Source organism: Pseudomonas viridiflava, from assembly GCF_900602065.1.
Classification (GTDB): domain Bacteria; phylum Pseudomonadota; class Gammaproteobacteria; order Pseudomonadales; family Pseudomonadaceae; genus Aquipseudomonas.
In genome coordinates, this window is sequence record NZ_UWFN01000043.1 from 25,629 (window position 1) to 48,684 (window position 23,056).

At 56.0% G+C, this 23,056-nt stretch carries 17 protein-coding genes and 1 pseudogene; 9 read left to right on the plus strand and 9 right to left on the minus strand.

What is annotated here, in order from left to right; genetic code table 11:
- Window positions 1–137: 137 nt before the first annotated feature.
- Entirely contained in the window at window positions 138–1,412 is a 1,275-nt protein-coding gene (locus EE949_RS00345; RefSeq protein WP_122661921.1) for an MFS transporter, read from the minus strand.
- A gap of 413 nt (window positions 1,413–1,825) precedes the next feature.
- Window positions 1,826–3,151, minus strand: a complete 1,326-nt coding sequence (locus tag EE949_RS00350; RefSeq protein WP_122661923.1) for an OprD family porin — start codon at window positions 3,149–3,151, stop codon at window positions 1,826–1,828.
- A gap of 663 nt (window positions 3,152–3,814) precedes the next feature.
- Between EE949_RS00350 and EE949_RS00355 the strand changes: the two genes are divergently transcribed.
- On the plus strand, window positions 3,815–4,807 hold the full coding sequence (locus EE949_RS00355; protein WP_240350655.1) for an aldo/keto reductase: 993 nt from the start codon (window positions 3,815–3,817) through the stop codon (window positions 4,805–4,807).
- A gap of 50 nt (window positions 4,808–4,857) precedes the next feature.
- Here the strand turns inward: EE949_RS00355 and EE949_RS00360 are convergent, their stop codons facing one another.
- Window positions 4,858–6,075, minus strand: coding sequence for a multidrug effflux MFS transporter (locus EE949_RS00360; RefSeq protein ID WP_122661925.1), 1,218 nt, complete (start codon window positions 6,073–6,075; stop codon window positions 4,858–4,860).
- A gap of 273 nt (window positions 6,076–6,348) precedes the next feature.
- Between EE949_RS00360 and EE949_RS00365 the strand changes: the two genes are divergently transcribed.
- From EE949_RS00365 to EE949_RS00375, 3 genes are all read left to right on the plus strand, one after another.
- Window positions 6,349–6,963, plus strand: a complete 615-nt coding sequence (locus EE949_RS00365; RefSeq protein WP_122661927.1) for a TetR/AcrR family transcriptional regulator — start codon at window positions 6,349–6,351, stop codon at window positions 6,961–6,963.
- 74 nt (window positions 6,964–7,037) lie between these two features.
- Window positions 7,038–8,147 (plus strand): efflux RND transporter periplasmic adaptor subunit, encoded by a 1,110-nt coding sequence (locus EE949_RS00370; protein ID WP_122661929.1) that lies wholly within the window; start codon window positions 7,038–7,040, stop codon window positions 8,145–8,147.
- Window positions 8,144–11,227: an efflux RND transporter permease subunit gene (locus EE949_RS00375; RefSeq protein WP_122661931.1), complete on the plus strand. Its 3,084-nt coding sequence runs from the start codon at window positions 8,144–8,146 to the stop codon at window positions 11,225–11,227. The genes EE949_RS00370 and EE949_RS00375 overlap by 4 nt, the downstream gene beginning before the upstream one ends.
- Window positions 11,228–11,279: 52 nt before the next feature.
- Here EE949_RS00375 and EE949_RS00380 read toward each other — a convergent pair whose 3' ends face one another.
- The 4 genes and pseudogenes from EE949_RS00380 to EE949_RS00395 form a co-directional block, all read right to left on the minus strand.
- Window positions 11,280–11,699, minus strand: a complete 420-nt coding sequence (locus tag EE949_RS00380) for a GFA family protein (protein WP_122661933.1) — start codon at window positions 11,697–11,699, stop codon at window positions 11,280–11,282.
- 294 nt (window positions 11,700–11,993) lie between these two features.
- Window positions 11,994–12,890, minus strand: a complete 897-nt coding sequence (locus EE949_RS00385) for an arginase family protein (RefSeq protein WP_122662122.1) — start codon at window positions 12,888–12,890, stop codon at window positions 11,994–11,996.
- A 145-nt stretch (window positions 12,891–13,035) separates the two neighbouring features.
- Window positions 13,036–13,965: a helix-turn-helix domain-containing protein gene (locus EE949_RS00390; RefSeq protein WP_122661935.1), complete on the minus strand. Its 930-nt coding sequence runs from the start codon at window positions 13,963–13,965 to the stop codon at window positions 13,036–13,038.
- Window positions 13,966–14,051: 86 nt separating this feature from the next.
- Window positions 14,052–14,462: pseudogene (locus EE949_RS00395) on the minus strand (LacI family DNA-binding transcriptional regulator); the annotation flags it as partial.
- An 819-nt stretch (window positions 14,463–15,281) separates the two neighbouring features.
- On the opposite strand from EE949_RS00395, the gene EE949_RS00400 reads away from it, so the two are divergent.
- From EE949_RS00400 to EE949_RS00415, 4 genes are all read left to right on the plus strand, one after another.
- Window positions 15,282–15,920: an HIT family protein gene (locus EE949_RS00400; RefSeq protein WP_122661937.1), complete on the plus strand. Its 639-nt coding sequence runs from the start codon at window positions 15,282–15,284 to the stop codon at window positions 15,918–15,920.
- Window positions 15,917–17,176: a phosphotransferase gene (locus EE949_RS00405; RefSeq protein ID WP_122661939.1), complete on the plus strand. Its 1,260-nt coding sequence runs from the start codon at window positions 15,917–15,919 to the stop codon at window positions 17,174–17,176. The genes EE949_RS00400 and EE949_RS00405 overlap by 4 nt, the downstream gene beginning before the upstream one ends.
- The gene (locus EE949_RS00410) at window positions 17,125–18,222 is read left to right on the plus strand and encodes a thiamine-phosphate kinase (RefSeq protein ID WP_122661941.1); all 1,098 of its coding nucleotides are present in this window, start codon (window positions 17,125–17,127) and stop codon (window positions 18,220–18,222) included. The genes EE949_RS00405 and EE949_RS00410 overlap by 52 nt, the downstream gene beginning before the upstream one ends.
- Before the next feature lie 360 nt (window positions 18,223–18,582).
- Window positions 18,583–19,410 carry an NADPH-dependent oxidoreductase gene (locus EE949_RS00415; protein WP_122661943.1) on the plus strand — a complete coding sequence of 276 codons (828 nt, stop codon included), beginning with the start codon at window positions 18,583–18,585 and terminating at the stop codon, window positions 19,408–19,410.
- A 21-nt stretch (window positions 19,411–19,431) separates the two neighbouring features.
- Here EE949_RS00415 and EE949_RS00420 read toward each other — a convergent pair whose 3' ends face one another.
- Together EE949_RS00420 and EE949_RS00425 are read right to left on the minus strand one after the other, a co-directional pair.
- The gene (locus tag EE949_RS00420; protein ID WP_122661945.1) at window positions 19,432–20,823 is read right to left on the minus strand and encodes a heavy metal sensor histidine kinase; all 1,392 of its coding nucleotides are present in this window, start codon (window positions 20,821–20,823) and stop codon (window positions 19,432–19,434) included.
- Window positions 20,820–21,494 (minus strand): heavy metal response regulator transcription factor, encoded by a 675-nt coding sequence (locus EE949_RS00425; protein WP_122661947.1) that lies wholly within the window; start codon window positions 21,492–21,494, stop codon window positions 20,820–20,822. The genes EE949_RS00420 and EE949_RS00425 overlap by 4 nt, the downstream gene beginning before the upstream one ends.
- A gap of 321 nt (window positions 21,495–21,815) precedes the next feature.
- On the opposite strand from EE949_RS00425, the gene EE949_RS00430 reads away from it, so the two are divergent.
- Window positions 21,816–23,039: a TolC family protein gene (locus tag EE949_RS00430; protein WP_430735969.1), complete on the plus strand. Its 1,224-nt coding sequence runs from the start codon at window positions 21,816–21,818 to the stop codon at window positions 23,037–23,039.
- The last annotated feature ends 17 nt before the right edge of the window (window positions 23,040–23,056 follow it).

Consider the following 23,056-nt stretch of genomic DNA (forward strand, 5'->3'; position numbering starts at 1 on the left):
TTTTATTTTTGAAAAACATGAAGGCATGCTTAGCGTCATATGTCATCGTACAACCACGCTCTGATCATATACGCATGGGGCCGTCATTCAAGCCGAATGTTCGAACCGAGGCCTGTCGAAGGGTTCAGGTAATCCGTCTAGCCAGCGACTTGCCGCCCTCGTGGTCCGGTTTCCAGAATCAACAGGGCCAGTACGATAGCGAGCACGATACCGCCCAGCAACCAGGCACCGGCCGCCTGGAATATTGGCAAGGTCAACGCGCCGCCCATGGCCATGCGGGCCAGCAGATAACCAAACACTGGTGTTAACAGGGCGCTGAACGTGAAGACCAGGAAATTGATGGCGCCGGTTGCGCTGCCCTTGACGTTGTCGGCGTTGACTTCCTTGATGATTGAGTAAGGAATCATCGCGGCACCGGAGCCGATACCCAGCAGCAAACCGAACAGATAAGGCGGGGCAATGCCAGCAGGCAAATACAGGATCGCCGCGCTGGCGATCAGCATCAGCAACGCTCCGCCGATCAGTACCGGTTTGCGTCTGCCAATGCGGTCGGAAATATAGCCGAGTAGCGGGCAACCAATCACCCAGCCCAGAGGGATCATACTGCTGCGGTTCACCGCTTCGCTGTAGCTGACCGCCAGGCCGTCGCGCAGAAACGGTACGCCCCAGATCATGTCGCCGATCGTCGTCGGCAGAAACAGCAGGCCTGCCGTAAAACCACACAGCCACGACTGCGGATTACTCAAGACCTGCTTGTAGGGCGTCAACACCGAGCCCAGTGAATTGCTGCTCCCCACAGGCCGTGGATCGTGACCTTTGGGCGTCATGAACAACACCAATACCGCGATGACAAACAGGCAGCCGGCAGCCATGAACCAGAATTGCTGCCACGCGATAGTGCCGTGAATGATCGGCCCCACGGCAAATTGTCCGGCAAAGCCGCCCATCATGCCGAAGCACTGAGTGAAGCCAACAGCAGTCGCCAGATAACGAGGTGGGAAGCCATGGGTCGCCAGATACACCGCGCCGATGAACGCGCAGGCCGAACCGGCACCTTGCAGCAGACGACCGACTTGCGCGACCTGCAATTCTCCCAGCCCGAACAGGGCGGCGCCCACTGCGACCATCAAAATGCCGGCCGGAATCACGTATTTGGCGCCTAACCGATCCAGAGCAGCACCGGCAATAATCGAGAAGATCGAGTAGGTGTAGTAATACAGGCCGACCAGCGCACTGACCGCAACTACATCACGCCCAAACGCCTCGGTCAGTTCCGGCATCATCACGCCCGGAGCTGAGCGCAGTGCGTATTGCACAAAGTAGAAGAGGGCGCAGAACAGCCAGGCGATGACGAATCCCATGTGCAGCGATTCGGAGCGTACGGGCAGGCTTGCGGATGACGCAGGAGGCATGAGAGTGGCCTTGTTAGACGAGGGGTAACCTGCAGCCTAGACGCTTTTCGTGATTCACAGGCTGCGCCGGATCAATGGATGTGTCTCGCGGCAAACATAGGACCTGTAGGAGCTGCCGAAGGCTGCGATCGCGGTGTGTCAGGATGAATGCTTCGCAGCCTTCGGCAGCTCCTACAGAAAATGCATTTCAATCCAGTAGCTCGCGATAGCGTCGGTTCAGACGATAAAATTCGTCGACCAGGAAGCCGAATCGCGAGCAAGGTGGAACGCCACCCCGGTCACTCCTACAGGGCCAATGTTTTCAGTGCTGCAGAAGGTGCTGACAAAAAAAGGCGCTCGTGAGAGCGCCTGAAACACCTTGATTGCAGAGCGGGAGCTTCCAAGGCGGTGTTGCTAAACTCTCACGTTCTTTTTCACAGAACGCTCAACGGGTACTCGACAATCACCCTGACCTCATCGAGGTCCGACTCAAATGCCGTCGCACGGGTGGTGGCCTGTCGCACGCGCAGTGACAGGTCCTTCAGGTTGCCGGTCTGCACGATATATTTCGCTTCGATATCCCGCTCCCAGCGCTTCTGATCGGTCAGTGGGTTGCCATCAGAGTCCCGGCGCATATAAGTGCTGTTCGCGTTGGAATAGTCGGCATCGGTACCCTTGCCGTAACGCGTCATGAACGACAGGCCTGGCACCCCGAACGTGGTCATGTCGAGGTTGTACGTGACCATCCACGAGCGCTCTTTCGGCGAGTTGAAATCGCTGTACTGGATAGAGTTCGCCAGGTAGATCGAGTCAGATTGTCTGAGGTAGTCGAAGTCATCGTCGCCTTCATTTCGCTGATGCGAGAGGGCCAGCGTATGGGCGCCGTATTGCAGTCCGATTTTTGCGCTCCAGATGTCATTGTCGAATTCACCGAGGAGTTTTTTGCCTTCGTCGGTGGCGTTGTAATAGTTCAGGCTGCCGGTCAGCGCCAACTCATCAGAGAGGGGCAGCGTGTACGAGGTGGACGCGTACGTCTGGTCCCAGACGTCTTTCAGTCGGCTGGTATACAGGCTGAGACTCAGCCGCTCGGTGGCTTCGTAATCTCCACCAAAGTAGGCGACCCACGGCGCGTTCACCGAACCTGCATAAAACGTGGCGAAGTTATCGCGCATGCTGCTGGAGGCTGGCTGACTCATTGAGTGAAGGCGGCCACCCTGAAGGGTTAAACCGCTGATACTTGTGTTGGTCGCCGTTACGCCGCGAAAGCTTTCAGGCAGGAGTCGCGAGTCGCCAAACGAAACCACCGGGGTTGATGGAAAGACATCCCCGACATTCACCACGGTATCGAACGCTCTGGCTTTCAGCGCTCCGCCGACTTTGCTGTAGTCGTCCTCGGCCTTGCCGTCACCATCGACCGGAAGAACATCGAACGAACTGCGTCCACCGTTTCGGCCATCCCCGGTATCGAGCTTGATGCCCAGCATTGCGAAAGCGTCGATACCGATGCCGAACGCACCCTGAGTAAAACCCGATTCGAATTTGCCGATAACGCCGTGTGCCCAGGCTTCGGAGTAGCCATTCCCGGTGGGGCTTGACTCGCCTTTGCGATGATCACGGTTCATGTAGAAACTTCGATTGAGCACGGTCAACGTACTGCCTTCGATGAACCCTTCTTTTTGTTCCTCGGCGAAGGCAGCAAGCGGTGTAACACTGGCTGTGGCCGATAAAACGGCCAATGTTATTTTCTTGAGGTCAGTCATATTCGCTCCGTTCAAATCGGCAGATTTTTATGTGTCGACCTGGCTTTTTATATAAATCCGAGCGCTGCCAGTGGGGCGTAATCTTGACGAATTAAAGGTAACGGCGAGATGGTTGAAAAATTACAAATATGAAATAAAGCGCTGATTTTAGGGGGGGCGACGTTAACGTTCAGGGCGGTAAGATTCTTTACGCGTCCTTCTGGACTTTGTCAGGAGTTGATGACGTCAGAAAACGACGTCGTATTCGATGCCTAAGTTATAAGGTGTCGAAGTTCTCGACATATAAACTTACAAAAACCCAAAAATGTTTGTATCAATCATTGCGCTTACCTTTTTGTAAGTACTTCAAAACGACGGGGCGATGAGTAGTATCTATTCAGATGCCGAACCGCCGTTCGGCATTGATAAAGTTTCATTTACAGGCCAGGGACCAAGGCAGTCGCACTATTTATTTCGGGGATGTCCATTATGCAGCGTCGGGAATTTATACAGCTTGCGGGCAGCGCTGTTGCGCTGGCTGCACTTCCAGGTATTGCGTCGGGGGATCAAACCACGCCTGCATCCGCAGTGGCCCAGTCTTCTCCTTTGGAGCGCGGCTATGTATTACCAACCCGAGGGCCACGTCAGAGTTCCGCGTTACCGGTAAATGCAGGGGCCGAGGGGATGCGTTATCGCACGCCTTTTCGCTTTGGCATGGGCGGTACACAAATAGGCAATATATTCGCGCCCATCAGCGATGATCAGGCTCAGGCAATACTGAATCAGGCATGGGAGGCAGGGGTGAGGTACTTCGACACTTCGCCTTTTTATGGTTATGGACTCAGCGAGCATAGACTGGGCCAGTTCTTGAGGCGTAAACCTCGTCACGAATATCTCGTGTCGACCAAGGTCGGGCGAGTGTTCAAACCGAGCCCCGGCACTAAAGTAGACGACTCCTTATGGACGGAGCCCCTGCCGTTTCGCTACGAATATGATTACACCGCTGCGGGTACACGTCGTTCAGTAGAAGACAGTTTGCAACGATTAGGGTTAGCGAAAATAGACATCGTCTATATTCATGACCTGGGGCCGGATAACACTGAACTGCCAGGCACCTGGCAAAAGAACTATGAGATAGCGACCCGAGGCGCCATGGCAGAACTGACCACCATGAGAGAGGAGGGGCTTATTGGCGCCTGGGGGTTTGGTATCAATGCGCCTGACGCAGCAGTACTCGCCGCTCAATCCAGTGTTCCAACTCCAGACATTGTGTTGTTGGCCTGTCAGTACTCAATTATTGATCACGCATTTGCGGTTGAAAAAACCTTTCCTGCTTTGGCACGCAAGGGAATATCAGTCGTGGTGGGTACACCGCTCAATGATGGTTTTCTTGGCGGCCGCAATCGTTATAACTTCAGCACAAAACTGCCCGATGGGGTCCTGGAAAAACGAGCCAGGCTAACAACCGTGTGCGACCGGTTTGGCATCGATATACGCACCGCTGCTTTGCAATTTGCGGCGGCACCAAAAATAGTCTCGGCCATCATTCCTGGTGCTCGGGTCCCCGGTCAGGTCAAAGCGAACGCTGAATCGATGAGCGTCAAAGTTCCTCAAGAGTTCTGGGAGACACTTCGACGGGAAAAATTGATCCTTTCCAGCGCTGAATCTCCTGCTTGAATCTCCTGCTTGAATCCGGGCCGCTGCGATGGTGGTGCAGCGACCGGGCTTCACGGCCTGCTTCTATGGAACAGGACCAGTGCAATCAGGCATGCCGTAAGCTGAATACCACCCAGCGTTGTCACCGGCGTGTACGGCAACACGGAGGCCAGCCAGGTGGTGATTGCAGCCGCCCCCATGGAAATGAAGCCAAACAGCGCCGATGCCAGTCCCGCCTCTTTGCCGAAGGGCCCCATGGCGAGTGCTGTTCCGAGCGGATTGGCCAGGCCCATTCCCCACAGGAACGTAACCATCGAAAGTGCGTACCAGCCCAGGCTCGGATTGGCAGGGCCAGCGAGCAGAAGGCTGCCGCCAGTCATGGCACAGATGATTCCTGCCGACGCTACGTTTCGAGGACCATAGCGGTGCGCGAGGCGGGGTGCTGCCATGCCCGCTGCGAATACGACAAATACGGTAGACGCGAAGTACAGTCCGGTCTGCAATGAGGTCAGACCGATCCCTTTCATTAAAATCGCGGGGGCTGCAGCAAACGAGGCAAACAATCCGCTCATCAAGAGGCTCATCGACAGTGCCGGCAAGATGAACCGCTTATCCAGCGCTAATCTCCGATAGTCACGTATTACGCTTCTGGCTGAATGCGCTACCCGGCGCTCGACGGGATGCGTTTCTCCCAAACCCCTGACATAAAAGAAAGCAAGTGCAGTGGCGGCGAGGCCAACAAGAATAAAAATTGCACGCCATCCGAGGGTATCGGACAGCACGCTGCCCGCCAATGGCGAGAAACCTGGAGCAGCGGCGGTGGCGATCATCGTCAGGGACAAGGCGCGGGCAAGAGCCTCGCCCTGGAACAGATCCCTTGCGATTGCGCGTGACAGCACGGAGGCTGCGCACACGCCCAAGGCCTGGATAACGCGTCCTGCTATCAGCATATCGAGCGTATTGGCGAGACCACCGATGACGGTACCCAGTACAAAGATCAAGAGTCCGCCCAGCACGAGTTTTTTTCGCCCGTAACGGTCGGCCAGTGGCCCCACTATTAATTGGCCGAGTGCGAATGTGATGAAGAAGCTGGACAGCGTCAGGCCGAGATCGCGTTCGGTGACGCCCAGCTCTCGGGCGATCGCCGGGAACGCCGGGAGAATGATATTGGTGGAGAGCATGCTGATAGCCGCCAGGCCGGCCAGCAATGCCACAATTTTGCCGGTCAGCGGTTGGCTGGAGTGTGCCGCCTGCATTTCGGTAACTGATGACGCTTGCCTGGTTTCCATAGTGGATCTCGAGAACCTGCTGTGAGTAACGGGTTGTTGAACCTCCCAGGCGGAATTCCCGAGTGGGTATTCGAGTCCCGTAGCGTTGCAATGCCTGGGTGTCTGGACGATGTTAATCTTGGCCTGCTGCGCAACCCTGATACAGCCCGGTACTTCTGAGCGTACGTAGCAGCCATACAGCCGTATTTAATTTTCTTGAGCTGATCTGTTCGTGACTATATTACGATTCGGTCACATGTTGTCAATGAGTGCTCACAGAGCTAAGCTGGAAATATGACTAATTCAATCAAGACCCCGCCGCCCCGCGGGCCATCTGATCACAGCGTTCGTGATCAGGTCGTGGAAGCGGCTATGCAACATTTCGGACACTACGGGTACGAGAAGACCACCGTCTCCGACCTTGCCAAAGCGATCGGTTTTTCCAAGGCCTATATCTACAAGTTCTTCGATTCGAAGCAGGCCATCGGTGAGGTGATCTGTTCCAGTCGCCTCGGGATGATCATGGGCATTGTGGATGCTGCGATCAAGGATGCGCCCACGGCGTCAGAGAAGCTGCGGCGCCTGTTCCGCTCATTGGTTGAGGCCGGTAGTGACTTGTTTTTTCACGACCGCAAACTCTATGACATTGCCGCTGTTGCGGCACGTGATCAGTGGCCTTCAGCTGCCGCGCACAACGAACGCTTGCGTGTGCTTATCCAGCAGATTGTGCTGGAGGGGCGGGAGTCGGGAGAGTTTGAGCGCAAGACCCCGCTGGACGAGGCGGTTCAAGCCATTCATCTGGTGATGCGTCCCTATATCAGTCCCGTGCAATTGCAGTACAACCTGGACATCGTGACGACGGCCCCTGTGCTTCTGTCCGCGCTGGTACTGCGAAGTCTTGCACCCTGAATTGTGACCATTGACTAAATTGGTCACTAGCTAGAGAATTGGATTCCTGCTCACTTACCGAAGTAAGGGATCCCATGTTCCGGTCCAGCCCCGCAATCCTTGTCGTCTGCTTGCTGCCTTTTCTGTTGGCGGCATGCGGCGAGTCCTCGAACGTACGCGACCCGCGCAATCAACCTCCGTTGGTGAGGGCCGCGACTGTCACCAGTGCTGTTGATCCATCTCGCTCATTCACAGGGGTGGTGGTGGCTCGCGTTCAGAGCGATTTAGGCTTTCGGGTGTCCGGAAAAGTGTTGGAGCGCCTGGTTGATACGGGTCAAACCGTCAAGCGTGGTCAGGTGCTGATGCGCCTGGACCCTGTCGATCTTGATCTCCAGTTTCGCGCTCAACAGCAAGCTGTTGCGGCCGCCGAGGCGCGCGCGCGGCAAACAGCCGCTGACGAAGCCCGAAATCGAAACCTGATTGCTTCCGGGGCCATTTCTGCGTCGTCCTACGACCGGATCAAGTCCTTGGCCGACACTGCCAAGGCAGAGCTGAGTGCAGCACAAGCCCAGGCCAACGTCGCTCGCAATGCAGCGGGCTACGCGGCGTTGCTGGCCGATGCCGACGGCGTTGTCGTAGAGACACTGGCCGAACCGGGGCAGGTCGTCAGTGCAGGCCAGGCGGTCGTCCGGCTGGCGAAAACGGGTCAGCGGGAGGCCGTCGTCTATCTCCCCGAAACATTGCGCCCGGCTTTGGGGAGTCAAGGCCAGGCAAAGTTGTACGGTAATGACACCAACGTTATCCCTGCAAAATTGCGCCTTCTTTCTGACGCTGCTGATCCGCTCACTCGTACTTTCGAAGCCCGGTACGTGCTCGAAGGCGCACACGCCAATGCACCTCTGGGTGCTACGGTAACCCTCAGCATCGCGGATGAAGCGGCGGCCGGGCCAACGCTTGCGGTTCCTGTTGCGGCTATCCATGACCCAGGCAAGGGGCCGGGTGTCTGGGTCATCTCAGGCGTACCCGCCAAGGTGTCGTGGCGCGCCATTCAGTTGCTTGGTTTAACTGATGAGTCGGCGCGAGTCAGCGGCAGTATCAAGCCCGGCGAACAGGTCGTGGCGCTGGGTGCGCATTTGCTTCACGACGGTCAAGAGGTGCTGGTGCTGCAAGCAGGCTCCAATGCTTTTGCCGGGGCCAAGCAATGAGTGGCGGGCGTTTCAATCTCTCGGCACTTGCCGTTCGCGAACGGTCCATCACGCTGTTCCTGATTTTTCTGATAGGCGTGGCGGGGACTCTTTCGTTTTTCAAGCTCGGACGTGCAGAAGATCCGCCGTTTACCGTTAAGCAGATGACGATTATTTCTGCCTGGCCAGGCGCTACCGCGCAGGAGATGCAGGATCAGGTCGCAGAGCCGCTCGAAAAGCGCATGCAGGAGCTTAAATGGTATGACCGCAGTGAGACCTACACCCGTCCAGGTCTGGCGTTCACCATGGTTTCACTCCTGGATAAAACCCCGCCCTCCCAAGTGCAGGAAGAGTTTTATCAAGCCCGAAAAAAGCTGAGTGATGCGGCGCGAACCCTGCCTGCCGGTGTTATCGGTCCGATGGTCAATGATGAGTTTTCGGACGTGACGTTCGCGCTCTTTGCCCTGAAGGCAAAAGGGGAGCCTCAGCGGTTACTCGTCCGCGACGCCGAATCATTGCGTCAGCGTCTGTTGCACGTACCTGGCGTCAAGAAGATCAACATCATTGGGGAGCAGGCGGAGCGCATCTTTGTATCGTTCTCCCATGAGCGGCTGGCGACGCTGGGCATCTCGCCCCAGGACATTTTTTCGGCACTCAACAGCCAGAACGTTTTGACACCTGCCGGTTCGATTGAAACCAGCGGGCCGCAGGTGTTTTTGCGTCTGGACGGAGCCTTCGACACGCTTGAGAAAATTCGTAATACGCCCATCGTCGTTCAGGCTAAAACCCTGAAGCTTGCAGATGTTGCGAGCGTTGAGCGCGGGTACGAAGACCCGGCGACGTTCATGGTTCGCAATCAGGGCGAACCGGCTCTCTTGCTGGGGATCGTGATGCGCGAGGGCTGGAATGGTCTGGACCTCGGTAAAGCGCTGGATGCCGAGACGCTGAAAATCAATGCAGGTATGCCGCTGGGTATGACGCTGTCGAAGGTCACCGACCAGTCGGTCAATATCAGTTCGGCCGTTGACGAGTTCATGGTCAAGTTCTTTGTCGCGCTGCTGGTGGTGATGCTGGTCTGCTTTCTCAGCATGGGCTGGCGAGTGGGCGTTGTGGTTGCCGCCGCTGTGCCGCTCACCCTGGCTATTGTCTTCGTGGTGATGGAGGCCTCGGGCAAGAACTTTGACCGTATAACCCTTGGCTCACTGATCCTCGCACTGGGGCTGCTGGTAGACGACGCCATTATTGCCATCGAAATGATGGTGGTGAAAATGGAAGAGGGCTATGACCGCATCAAGGCGTCAGCGTATGCCTGGAGCCACACGGCGGCGCCGATGCTGGCCGGTACGCTGGTGACCGCCGTTGGCTTCATGCCTAACGGTTTTGCTCAGTCAACGGCGGGTGAATACACCAGCAATATGTTCTGGATTGTGGGTATTGCGCTGATCGCTTCGTGGGTCGTCGCGGTGGTCTTTACGCCCTATCTGGGCGTGAAAATGCTACCTGAGATCAAACCGGTCGAAGGCGGGCATGCCGCTATCTATGACACTGCGCACTACAACCGTTTCAGACGAGTCCTGACCCGCGTCATTGCGCGGAAATGGTGGGTGGCAGGCGCGGTTATCACGGCATTTGCCGTGGCGATCATCGGCATGGGGCTGGTTAAAAAACAATTCTTTCCGACTTCGGATCGTCCAGAGGTGTTGATCGAAGTGCAGATGCCCTATGGCACCTCTATCGAGCAAACCAGCGCCACGACGGCGAAAATCGAAACATGGCTACAAAAGCAGGAAGCCGCGAAGATCGTCACGTCTTACATCGGTCAGGGCTCGCCGCGTTTTTACCTGGCAATGGCACCGGAGCTGCCTGATCCATCGTTCGCCAAAATCGTGGTGTTGACCGACAGTCAGGAGGCCCGCGAGTCTCTCAAGCACACTATTCGAGAAGCGGTTGCCCAAGGCCTGGCGCCCGAGGCGCGGGTGCGGGTGACGCAGCTGGTATTCGGCCCTTATTCACCTTTTCCTGTTGCTTACCGGGTCATGGGACCGAACCCCGACACGCTGCGTGCGATCGCCGGGCAGGTAGAAACCGTCTTGATGGCGAGCCCGATGATGAGGACCGTCAACAGTGATTGGGGACCGCGCACGCCAACCCTGCATTTCTCTCTGGATCAGAATCGCTTGCAGGCAGTCGGGCTGACGTCCAGCGCAGTTGCCCAGCAATTGCAGTTTCTGCTCTCGGGTGTCCCCATTACGTCTGTGCGCGAAGACATCCGCTCGGTGGAAGTGATGGGGCGGGCAGCAGGCGATATCCGTCTGGACCCGGCGAAGATCGAGGGCTTCACGCTTGTGGGTTCGGCAGGTCAGCGCGTTCCCCTGTCCCAGATTGGTGAAGTGGGGGTGCGGATGGAAGACCCCATTTTGCGACGCCGTGACCGTGTGCCGACCATCACCGTACGGGGGGATATCGCAGAGAATCTGCAGCCGCCGGACGTATCCGCCACGATCATGAAAGATCTGCAGCCCATTATCGCCAGCCTTCCTGATGGATACCGTATTGAGCAAGCCGGTTCTATCGAGGAGTCAGCGAAGGCGACTGTGGCGCTGGCACCTCTGTTTCCGATCATGATTGCGATCACGTTACTGATCATCATCCTGCAGGTGCGTTCGATGTCGGCGATGGTGATGGTATTTCTGACCGCGCCACTTGGGCTGATTGGCGTTGTGCCGACGTTGCTCTTGTTCGGCCAGCCGTTCGGGATCAATGCACTTGTGGGGCTGATCGCGCTATCCGGCATCCTGATGCGCAATACATTGATCCTGATCGGACAGATCGACCAAAACGAAAAAGAAGGGCTTGATCCGTTCCATGCGGTGGTTGAAGCAACCGTCCAGCGAGCGCGCCCGGTCTTGCTAACGGCACTCGCAGCGATCCTTGCCTTTATCCCGCTGACTCATTCGGTGTTCTGGGGCACCCTGGCTTACACCCTGATTGGCGGCACCCTGGGGGGCACCGTCATGACACTGGTCTTTCTACCTGCGATGTACTCCATCTGGTTCAAGATCCGTCCAGAAAGGGTGTCGCAAGCAGAACGGTTGGCGTAGTGAGGTGCAACAGAGGCCAGCGACTGGTTCTCTACTCGATGAGCCAACGCATTCAGCCCGGTGCGTTGGTCGGTGGTTCACGGTCGGCAGGGTGATTGACGCCATCGCTGGTCTTCACCTGCCCCAGGTCATAAGGATTCACGCCTTCGAGGCAGCCAACGTTGTAGCCGTATTGGTCCGATGAGGAGCGTCTTTGGTGATGGGTGTAGATACCGCAGTTGCCGCAGAAATAATGCTGTGCCGTCCGGGTGTTGAACTGATAAAGCTTGAGCTGGCTCTGGCCTTGAATAACCTTGATACCGTCCAGCGCAACTGTGGCAACGATGGCACCTTTACGGCGGCACATCGAACAATCACAACGCCTGGGGTCGACAATGCCATTCGGTAAATCCAGCTCCAGCACCACCGCGCCGCAATGACAGGCTGCGCGGTGTTTGGGTTTGATTTCAGTGGGGCCGACTTTCTTGATCATGGGCTGTTCCTCCTGAGGCAATTCAACAGGGTAGCCGTTTAGGGGGAGTGGTGCATATGTTGGCCAGCAGGCACCATTTCCGCGAACTCGTTACAAGGAGGCCGGTATACCGCTGGACTTGTGGGAGCAGAGCTTGCTCGCGATAAGACAGAATTCGATAGACCTGATATCTGCAGCGGTCTTATCGCGAGCAAGCTCTGCTCCCACATGAAATGCATTCCAACTCAAAGCTTCCGAAGGACGCTGGACTTCTGTGGATGCATGCCCGCGATACAGGCGCCGCGACTCTACAGGTCAGGTATCAACTCGCGGGCAAACGTTGCCCAGCAACGGCAGGCTCGCCAGCATATTTTTCAGCGCCAGTGCATCCCAGGGCAGATGCTCTGCAACACCGATTCCGACCACATCCACGACGCTTGCCACATCGCGCAACAGACGCACGACCTGATCCATGGTCATCTTGCCTTGAGCGATACCTTCGAACGTATCAACCGGAACGTCGGGTTTGGCGAAAAGCAGAGAGCGGAAGATGCTCGGGTCCAGCACATCGAGGTCGAGGTGAATGGCCAGATGCCTGGCTCCAGTCTCCTTGAGCCATTTCAGCACCGGCTCGCTGGTGTTCGCCAGGTCTGCAGGGCTCGCGCTGCGCAGGCCGAGGCGCTCGATGGTTGCCGTTTCGACATCCATGGTTTGCTGCAGGCCGGCGTACATGACATTCGCGGGTTTCAGCGGACGCGTCACTGCGCGGGCAAAGTCCGGATCGCCCTCACCCAGAAGATTGCCCAGCACCATGGCATGTGCGTGTTCGAATTCTTTGGGGGGCAGCACGTCCGGATGGGCATCAACCCATAGCACCGCCAGATCGCCGCCGTAGCGTTCGTTGAGATAGGCGAACGGGGCAAGGTCGACCAGGCAGTCGCCCCCCAGAACAATCATGCGGTCAGGTTGATGTTTCTCGATCAGTCGCTGTGCATGACTCAATTGCTCAAGCAAGACCTGGCGAGCAACGATACCGTTTTCATTTTTTAGCGGTTTGCCATCTGGCTTCGCGACACGCACTTCCTCTACGGGGCCATTTGCCTCTGGGGCGAGCCATGACAGCAGTTGGGCGCCGAAGAAGTACGGAGCATTGTTGCCGCCTTGCCATTGAGGAAATAACAGGCGCAGGGTTTTATCCGGGGCGTTAGCCATGTTTTCACCATCGGGTTGGCTAAGTTGAATCATTGATTGCTTTCAGTCGGCGCGAGTTTCAGTGGGCGCTATTGATGGTGCGCGTGAAAGAAGAGGGTCGCTTTGCCGTAAATGCCAGGTGCTGTGCTCAGAATGCCAAGTGGGATCAGGCCTGATGCAGCAACTGCCGGGGGGAGATGCCATAGGCTTGTTTGAAGGCCCGGCTGAAGTGCGAGAGGTTGCTGAAACCAAAGCTCAATGCGGCATCGCTGACGTGCGTGAACGACTTTTTCAGCAGGGCATCATGACAAGCGCAAAGTCGCTGCTGCCACAGCCAGCGAATAACCGTGGTTCCTTCTGTGGCGAAGAGTCTGTTCAATGTTCTGGGCGACATGTGCACCGCGTTGCAGATGCTTTCTACGCTCAACCCGATCTGGCTGAGGTTTGACAAAATGTGCTGTTTCACCCCAGCAAGCTGCTTGTGCCGGTGTGATGCTTGCTTAGGCGTTTCGGAGCCGTAGGCTGTCTCGAAGGCGCTGGACAGCACATCCAGCAGCGCGCCATTGAGCCGATCGCTGATCGCAGCGTTTGGGGTTTCGGCCTGCCACATCTCCAGCAGCATCGATTGGGCAAGGCCGCCTAGCGGGGAGTGGCTGCCCAGTGTCCGGCTTAAAAAGCGTTCGTACTGAGGAATATGAGTCAGCAACAGCGAGCGAGGCACCGCGAGCACTATCTGATCGTCGCCAGCGGGCAGGCTGCAGGTGAAGGGTTGAGCGCTGTCGTATAAAACGATGTCTCCAGGGCATTGACGCGAAGTCCTGCCTGACTGGCTGATGTAAGCCTCAGAGCACAAGGTAAGGGTCAGGAAAAGCGTGCCGTTGCCACGATCGTCTCGAGGCCGCTTGTACTCCACCGGCATGGATTTAATCCGGCTGAACAACACACTGCCTTTGGTCGCAACGTCCAGTGAGCCGTCGAACAGTTCATTCGTTAACTGGCGGTTTTTTGTGGGCGTATAAGTCGAGCAGACGACATCTTGCCAATAATCGAAACGTTCCTTCGCTTCAAGATGTGCAGTGGGAAAGACAATCGCCATGGGCGCTCCGGTAAACAAGCCGACAAAACTTCGCAAATCACCGTATCAGATATTCGGCGGAGTGGAAGCGTGCGGCGACACGGTGTAACCGGATCGGGTCTGCGGCCCAGAATAGCCTCCAGCAAGGCTTCTTCTTTCTCGGGCGAGTAGCCTGTCGGGCCCAGAAGCGACTGATAACCCGCATCGGTCAGGCGGTCCATCATCGCCTGCACAGCCGTGGCAAAAATCGAATGGGAGATGGTCGGAAGAAGTATCGCGACCAGCTTGCTTTTGCTGGTTGCCAGGCTGCCGGCCAGCAGATTCGGGACGTAGCCCATCGTCCTGACGAACTCAAGCACGTGAGCACGGGTCGCGTCGCTGACCAATTCAGGCCGGTTAATGGCGCGCGAGACGGTGATGGGCGATACGCCTGCAGCTTTCGCGACATCGATCACGGTGACCGGCATATCCGCCGCGTCTGCCGGGTCCACAAGCTCCCTTCTTGATTTCCTTGCCACTGTTTTCCCGCGTGCTTTTTGTTGCATTTGAAGGGGAGGGAGGCAGGCTCTGGACCTGTGCCGACATTCGTTGATCCCCAGATGAGCGCGGTGTACGAAACGAGGCGGAATCCAGCAAACAAGCATGCTTGCAGGGGGGGAGCGTGAGCATGTGCTCGTTTTGGGGCCAAGTGTGTAATTGCGTGGACTTGGCCAATCATTTGCGTTGGGTTTGACTAGCAGACTACGTGTTCTATAGCGGCAGAAATCGGTCAGAAGCGGACGGTGACCGCATATCGAAAGGCGAGCTGGAAAGTCGAATGCGCGAAGTCTAATTGGTATGCGGGGCGTACGAGCAGGTGCGCACGCCCCACACGCTTAAGCATTAGTCCCGAATGTGCCCCCCTCTCCATGGCTGTCAAAGGTAAATAATCGGGAACGGGCCCGATATTCATGCTATAGGGGAGCCTAGACTGACTCTGGTGGCAGCAAACTGCCCATGGGCGATAACAGCCTGTAAACTCCCTCCGTGGTTGGCCTGTATCAGGACAGCAACGCTACGAGCGCCGCTAGTTCAGTACGTCATCCAGCCCTTCAGGGCTGCAGTTGATCCAATCGGGAAATGCACCGGAGCACCTTTTGATGGTGCAGCACCCTGAAACGCTGCCCAAAACTCATGCTGGCTGTTTCGATAGCACAATGCGTAGGCGTTGTGCATGAGCTGGAAGGGGCTTTCGGTTAGAGTAAGTGGGAGAGGATATAGTAGAGGTCATTCGAAGCGAATTAGACTTACCGGCCGAAAGTGCCTCTCATCAACATGTGGGCTGAAAGGAGTGCGTAATGCTAAATGACTGCGTTTTTTGTCGTGAACTGCAAGGAGCCCGAGACACCAATTTTGCTCGGCTCTATCCGGAGCTCCGTAGTAGGGTCATAGCAGAAACTGAATCGTTTGTTGCATTCCCTTGTATCGGTCAGCTTGTAGAGGGGCACTTTTTAGTCGTCCCGCGAGATCATGATTGCACTTTGGCTCAGGCCCGCGGCCGAATCGTGTCTGCAGGAATCGAGCTGACAGCTTTGCTTAACTCTGCCCATGAGGCGTTAGGGCGGCGGCTTAGTGACAGCCTTCTTTTTGAACATGGTGCACTGAGCGCTAGCGATGGCGGATGCGGGATTTACCACGCGCATCTGCACGTGTTACCGAATGCAGGGCACATCAATGGTCGCAGCTTTATTGAAAGCACTAGCAGCTTCGAAAGCGCGTCATTGGAGCTGCTCTATGAGGGCATTCCTCATAAGCAACCCTATGCATTGGTGGGGAGTGCTGAACACGGTTTTACGAGCTGGAACCTCACCGAACCCCTCCCCAGCCAAACGCTTCGAAAGAAGGTCGCAGCAGCGCTAGAGATTGGCGAGTGGGATTGGCGACAGGCTGGTCGAGAAGTATCCCTGCTGAAGTCACTGGAAGGAATTAATCCATGACTTCCGACATGCAAGATGTCGAATCTTTGATAAAATTCGAGTATCGATTTAAAGAGAATCTGAAGCAGCATCGCGAAGATTTAGCAGACCGTAAGCACCTCATGGTTGAGTTTACGAAAAGATACTTAGGCGATGCACCAGATGAAACAGAACTCGAGAGCGTAACACTCTTTCCGGTAGAACGGGCTGGTAAAAGCGGCAGCGAAGTATTTTATCTTGATGTAAGAATTAAGAACTTGGATTACCCCAGGCGTTTCATTGCGAAATTTCAAAATATCAAAAATACAAAAAGAGAGCATGCGTCTGCATTTAAAGCAAGCACGGCTCAAATGGCAACTGCAGTAACGAAATACGAGTTACTTGATAAAGACCTTGGTATGCTGATCTGCGATCTGGCGCGGGTGGGCAATCACATAGAATTCCGCAATTTCTTTCTAAGCGATACCAGCACGGAGAGTTGTGAAAGTGCCCTTGTTTCAGCGTTCAAATTTATAGGGAAAAATCCCAATCCAACAGCTCCGGAGGAGTATCTATTTTATAGCGACTATAAGAGGTACGTGGAGCGATCTGCCATGCCGCTTGAACGCCTAAAGGCGATGCGAGGTGGGCAGGTGACTAACATTGGTCTTCAGAAGGTTGCGCAAGAAATAGTTAAATATCATGATGATATTCTAGCGGCGTTCAATTTTAAGATCGTGCCGTATCTTGTTCATGGAGACTTACACGCTCGTAATTTGATGGTCAATTCTGAGGATCCTACCCGGACGGAGCTGATTGATTTTGGATGGGTGAACTACGGGCATCCGGCCAAGGATTTTGTCCTTATGGAAGCTACGCTGAAATTTATGCTGCTCCATGAATTTTTGGCTGGCTTAACAAAGAAAAATAAAATCTCGCTGCATCTTTCCGTAGCCGCCTATGAGCGGTTCGAAGATTTTCTATGTGACCACGGATTGCAACTTCCAGAGGTGGACGATTTCAAGTGCTTCCTCCTTAAGCTAGGCGAGCTTCATGAGCTTCAAAAAGATGCGCTCGTTCGTGTATACACTTGCTTGAGAGTTGTTCGAAACTCAGCTAATGAGTTGCTGAACCAATACTGTAATGAGTATATGGAGGACGAGCATAAATCTGCAGAACGTCACTATTTTGTAAGTCTTTTTTTAGTCGTACTTGGGCTGAGCAGTATGTCGGAAATGGAACCGATATGGACCTTGCTTGGGCTGCAAAAGATGGGCGCCAAAATATGGAGCAGCTAGAGCCAACCGTTTCTGATCTCGGTGAAATTCGCCTCCTCCAAGAGGTGATTTTGCCTGACGTGTCCGGGAATCAAAGCTCGCAAAATGACGACTGTGCGCTTCTCCAGGTTCCGCAAGGGACACTGCTGTGGTCAATGGATCCGTGCCCAACCCCTGTTGCAGACTGGTTCGGCAAAGCCTCGCCAGAAGTTTGGGGCTGCTATACCGCAGCAATAAACCTCTCTGACATTGCAGCATCAGGGGGCCGGCCGATCGGCATGCTTGTATCAATGGAAATGCCTGACGATACCGCTGTTTCTTTCGTTCGTGGTTTTCAAGCTGGGCTGATGGCTACATTGAAAGACGCAGGTGCGAAGCTACTTGGTGGAAACGTGAAGAGTGCTAAGAGATTTTCCGCTACTGGAACAATTCTTGGCGCCGCCGGTGATAGAGCAGTTACCAGAAAGATTGAGAGCCCGCTTATCACAGCATATTTAGTTGGCCCGAGCGGGGCATTTTGGTCATCCGTTGTGGCAAATTTCTTTGGCGCCTCGGGTCTTTCTGCCCCGACACAGCAGTACCTGGATAACGCTCTTTGTTTTCCTCGCCCTCAGGTAGAAGCCGGTATAGCTCTTGGTCGCCTGCCATTTTCTATCGCTTGCATGGACTGTTCAGACGGACCAGCCAATGCAATGTATCAACTGTCTCAGTTGAACAGGCTGGATCTTACCCTCTTCGCAGACCCTGACTGGTCGCTATCTGAAGAGTTAATTTTGTTTCTCTCCGGGAAAGGGATTTCACTCGAGAATGCCTGCTATAGCTTCGGAGATTGGCAGCTAGCATGCCTAGTACCAGATGAGTTCTGCGTGCTCTTCGAGAGCGCTTTGAGCCATTTCTCGCTAACAAAGCTTGGTCGGGGCCGCGAAGGTACCGGCCACGTAACCGTCGAAGATGGTCGGACGTTACAGCTCAGCGGGCTGAACCAGAATTTTCAAGGTGGCTACAACTCCATCTATAAAGTTGAGGATCTGATCGAGCGGTACCTTCGACGACCCATATTTGGATAACGTGCAAAACTGATCGCCACTATCACATGTGTTCGCTGGTCGCGCTTTTTTTTGCTGCCGGTTTCCTGAAGTCACGCCTGATTTTTTCAAGGTCCACCGTCTGCTATTGGCCGACTCCTGCTAGTCAGGAAGACGCACCATGCTGGTCAAGTCCGATGTATTCGCATGGTAAGGTCGAATTCAAATGGGTGGTCAAGTGGAACGTAATTCCCCAACCAGTCTCACGCTGTAGCAACCATTCGCTGTTGCCACCCCCTGACATCGTCTAACCACGCTTTTCATCGCGTGCTAATTTATCTCCAGATTAAAAACACCCGTCCATCAAAGGCTCTGCCCGGTCGAGTCCTATTGGAGATTTTCATGACACAAGCAACCCAACAAGGCCTCGCCCTGCGCTACGGCGATGCAGATACAAACACAGCGATCCCCGAAAACTGGAACCCAATTCTTGACCAACTGGTAAACCATCGCAGCGTCCGCGCTTTCAACGACAAGCCACTGCCTGAAGGAACGCTTGAGGCGTTGATCGCAGCAGCGCAGTCAGCGGCTACGTCATCAAATCTACAAGTCTGGAGCGTGATCGCCATCCAGGATCCGTCGCGCAAGGCGCTTCTCGCGGAATTTGCCGGTAATCAGGCCTACATTCGCCAGGCGCCGCTGTTCCTGGTCTGGCTCGCCGACCTCTCCAGAGTTTCCCGAGTGGCGGAACGCGCTGGCGTCGAGCTCCAGGCGTTGCCTTATATCGAGAGTCTGTTGTTGGGCACTATCGACGCGTCGTTGGCGGCCCAGAACGCGGTGGTTGCACTGGAGTCGATGGGACTGGGCAGCGTTTATATCGGTGCAATACGCAATGACATCAAAAGTGTCGCGAAGGAGTTGGAGCTGCCACCTCAGGTGTACCCGGTGTTTGGCATGTGTGTGGGTTATCCCGACGCTGAACGTCCGGCACAGGTAAAACCGCGCTTGCCCCAGGCGGCGGTCTTGCACCACGAGCGCTACAGCGCGGAGTCGGAACAGTCCTCGGTAGAGCAATATGATCAGCGCCTCGGCGCTTTTTATCAGCAGGAGGGGATGAAGGCTGCGGGCTGGTCGGAGCAAGTCGTGAATCGCTTGCGCAATATTTCCAGCCTGCATGGGCGTGAAGAATTGGTCAGGGCGTTGCAGCAGTTGGGTTTCGGCCTGCGCTAGCAGGCACGGCTTGCTGATGACTTACTTCGCTCGCGGAAAAACCAGCCTGAACGTCGTGGTCCGTTCCAGCTCGCTTTCTACCGTTACCCGACCCTGATGGACGCTCATGATCGAGCGAACAATCGCCAACCCCAGACCGGTGCCGCCCTGTTGCCGCGAACGGCTGGCGTGTACCCGGTAGAAACGGTCAAACAGGCGCGGCAAGTGCTCGGCTTCGATGCCTTCGCCCGCGTTGCTCACAGCAACGGTTACCTCGTCGGCGTGGCTGTCGAGGATGACCTTTACTGTGCTGCCGGGTGTGCCGTGGCGGATGGCGTTGGAGATTAGATTAGAGATCGCCCGCTGGATCATCAGTCGTTCTCCCAGCGTTGTGGCGCTGCCTTGAACCACCAGCGACATCTCTTTTTCTTCTGCCGACAGGGCAAACAGCTCGGCGACCTTGCTGGCTTCCTCCTCCAGATCGACTGTGGTGAAGGCCAATAGCGTTGAGGGTTGGCTCACGCTGGCCAGAAACAGCATCTGCGAGACCATCCGCGATAAACGCTCAAGCTCTTCAGTGCACGACTCCAGCGCTTGTTTGTATTCCTCGGGTGGCCGTTCTCTGGACAACGTCACTTGCGCCTTGCCCATCAGGTTGTTCATCGGCGAGCGCAGTTCATGGGCCAGATCATCGGAAAACTGCGCCAGTTGCTGAATGTCCTCAGCCAGCCGGTTGAGCATGATATTGACGGCGTGGGCCAGGTCGCGGAGTTCGTCAGGCAGCCCGGCGGCTTTCATGCGGTGTGATAAATCCCGGGCTGATACCTTGTGCGCAACCTTGCGAAAGGCGCGTAGCGGTCTCAACCCGCGATGTACGATCCACCACGCGCAACCGCCCACCAGCAGCAGGATAAGCGGCAAGGCAATGAGCGTGGATTTCACATAGGCGCCGAGCAGCAGCGCATCGCTTTCTCTGTCGAGGGCGAGCAGTACCAGGACCGTCTGGCCGCCTTTCAGACGTACATGTTTGTCGGCAATCAGTATTTCGTGTCCTGCTGCCGATTCCACTCGCTGGAACTGGCCCTGACTTTCCCCGGCGACGGGGAGGGGGAGAACCATTTGCTCGTCCTCACCCAGGCTAAGCAGTCGTTTTCCAGAAGCGCTCGTGTCGAAGATCGCCAGGGTGAGGTCGTCATGACCGACTATCTGGTCACGCAGGTGGTGCGGGGCCAACACGACGTCCGCCGGGGCGTTGAAGCCTTCGGAGAGGCTGTGCTCGATCTGCTCCAGTTTTTCCTTCAGGCCGTTTCTCGCACGCAAATCCAGCTGGTGGGAAATGGAGGCGTAGGCAAACGCTGCCATGACCAATACCAGCACAGCACTCATTGCGGTGACGGCAAGGCCCAGCCGAGTGGAAAGACGCGTGGGTTTCATTCACGTACTTCCAGGACATAGCCCACACCGCGCAGGGTATGGATCAGTTTCTGTTCAAAGGGCTCGTCGATTTTTGCCCGCAGACGACGTATCGAGACTTCGACGACGTTGGTGTCGCAGTCGAAATTCATGTCCCATACCAGCGAGATGATCTGGGTGCGAGACATGACTTCGCCGCTGTGCCGCATCAGCAGGTGGAGCAGGGCGAATTCCTTGGTGGTCAGGTCGATACGCTGCGTGCCCCGGAAAGCACGGTGTCGTCCCTGGTCCAGCTCAAGGTCGCCGACGCGCAGCACTTCGGGCAAGCCAGGTTGCTCGCTGCGGCGCATCAGGGTGCGAACTCTGGCCAGCAGCTCGGGAAACTCGAACGGCTTTACCAGATAGTCATCAGCGCCCATCTCCAGGCCTCGCACCTTTTCTTCAAGACGACCTCGGGCGGTGACCATCATGACCCGCGCATTGCTGTTTCTGCGCAGCCGGGTCAACACCTCCCAGCCGTCCATTTCAGGCAGGTTCACATCCAGAATAATCAGGTCGTAGGTTTGATGCTGGGCAAGATAAAGCCCGTCAAGCCCCGTGACGGCCAGGTCAACGACATAGCCACTCTCGGTCAGGCCCTGATGCATGTATTCGGCAGTTTTCGGCTCGTCCTCTACGACAAGGATTCGCATAGGGTTTTCCTGTGTTTATGGGGTGGGCTATATCCGGGTTCCCAGGTGCATGCTTGAGTGCAACCTTGTCGGAATATTCCGGATGCGGCGGATTCTGGAGTCTGTAGCAGCTTCAGGGTCAAGCATGCCGTAGCGCAGTGTAATCAAGATGCACGGCCATTTTTGTTAAATGTCAGGATTGTCATTTTTCAGCAATCCTGTTGCTAACTCCCTTTGCATAAAGTCCCCGCATCTAACTTGATGGTGGTTCGGACAATGCACAGGAGCAGCTGGAAAACCCGTGGGGCGCACGGTTATAGACCTTTTTCCATGGCGCATGCAGTGGCAGTCGGGGGACTCTTCGCCCTGTTGTCGTTCGTTGCGCCGGGTGTTGCGCTTGCGCAAAGCCTGAGTCTGTCTCAGGCCATTGAGGCCGCCTTCGCGGAAAACCCTGAGCTTGCCGCCGCGCGATGGGAAATCGGCATAGCTGAGGGCGATAAGCAGCAGGCTGGTCTGATGCCCAACCCGGAGTTGTCCTGGGAAGTAGAAGACACTCGTCGCAACACCAGCACCACCACGGTCATGCTCAGTCAGGCACTGGAGCTGGGCGGCAAGCGCGGCGCTCGCGTAGAAGCCGCCAGCCGCTCGCAGGATGCTGCGCAGATCGAACTGGAACGGCGTGGCAACGAGTTGCGTGCCGAAGTCGTTCAGGCGTTCTTTACTGCAGTGCGCGCGCAAACAGGTCTGGAACTGGCACGACAATCCCAGGCACTTGCTCAGCGTGGTCTGGAAGTGGCCGACGGGCGTGTGCGTGCGGGCAAATCTTCGCCCGTCGAGGTGACGCGTGCGCAGGTACAACTGGCCGAAACGGACCTGTTGGTGCGTCGCGCCGAAACCCTGAAAACCAATAGCTATCGTGATCTGGCGCGCACCACCGGCTCGCCTGTTTCGTCGTTTGATCGACTGGATTACGCCGACCTGTCACCGGGCAAATCCCCGTCAGCGGCCAGGATGCTCACGGCGATCAATCAATCTGCCGAGCTGCGTCTGGCCCATGCCCAGATCGAGCAGCGTGATGCGGCGCTGGGTTCGGAGCGAGCCCAGCGTGTACCGGATCTCACCGTCAGTATCGGCAGCCAGTACAGCCGCGAAGACCGTGAACGGGTCAACGTCGTTGGTTTATCGGCACCGCTTCCGCTGTTCAACCGTAATCAGGGCAATGTTCTGGCCGCCTCGCGTCGGGCAGATCAGGCCCGTGATTTACGCAACGCGGTAGAGCTCAGATTGCGGACACAGACCCAGGCGGCACTCGATCAATGGTCGACGGCGAGCAGAGAAGTCGAGTCCTTCAATCAGGTGATTCTGCCCTCGGCGAAAAGCGCGGTGGATGCGGCTACCCGTGGTTTCGAGATGGGCAAGTTCGGCTTTCTTGAAGTCCTCGATGCGCAGCGCACGTTGATCGCTGCCCGCAGCCAATACCTCGAATCGCTGGCCATTGCCACGGACGCGAGAGTGACGGTCGAGCGCATCTACGGCGACCTCTCTGCGTTCACTGCCACTCCTTAACCCTCACTTTTCGCATT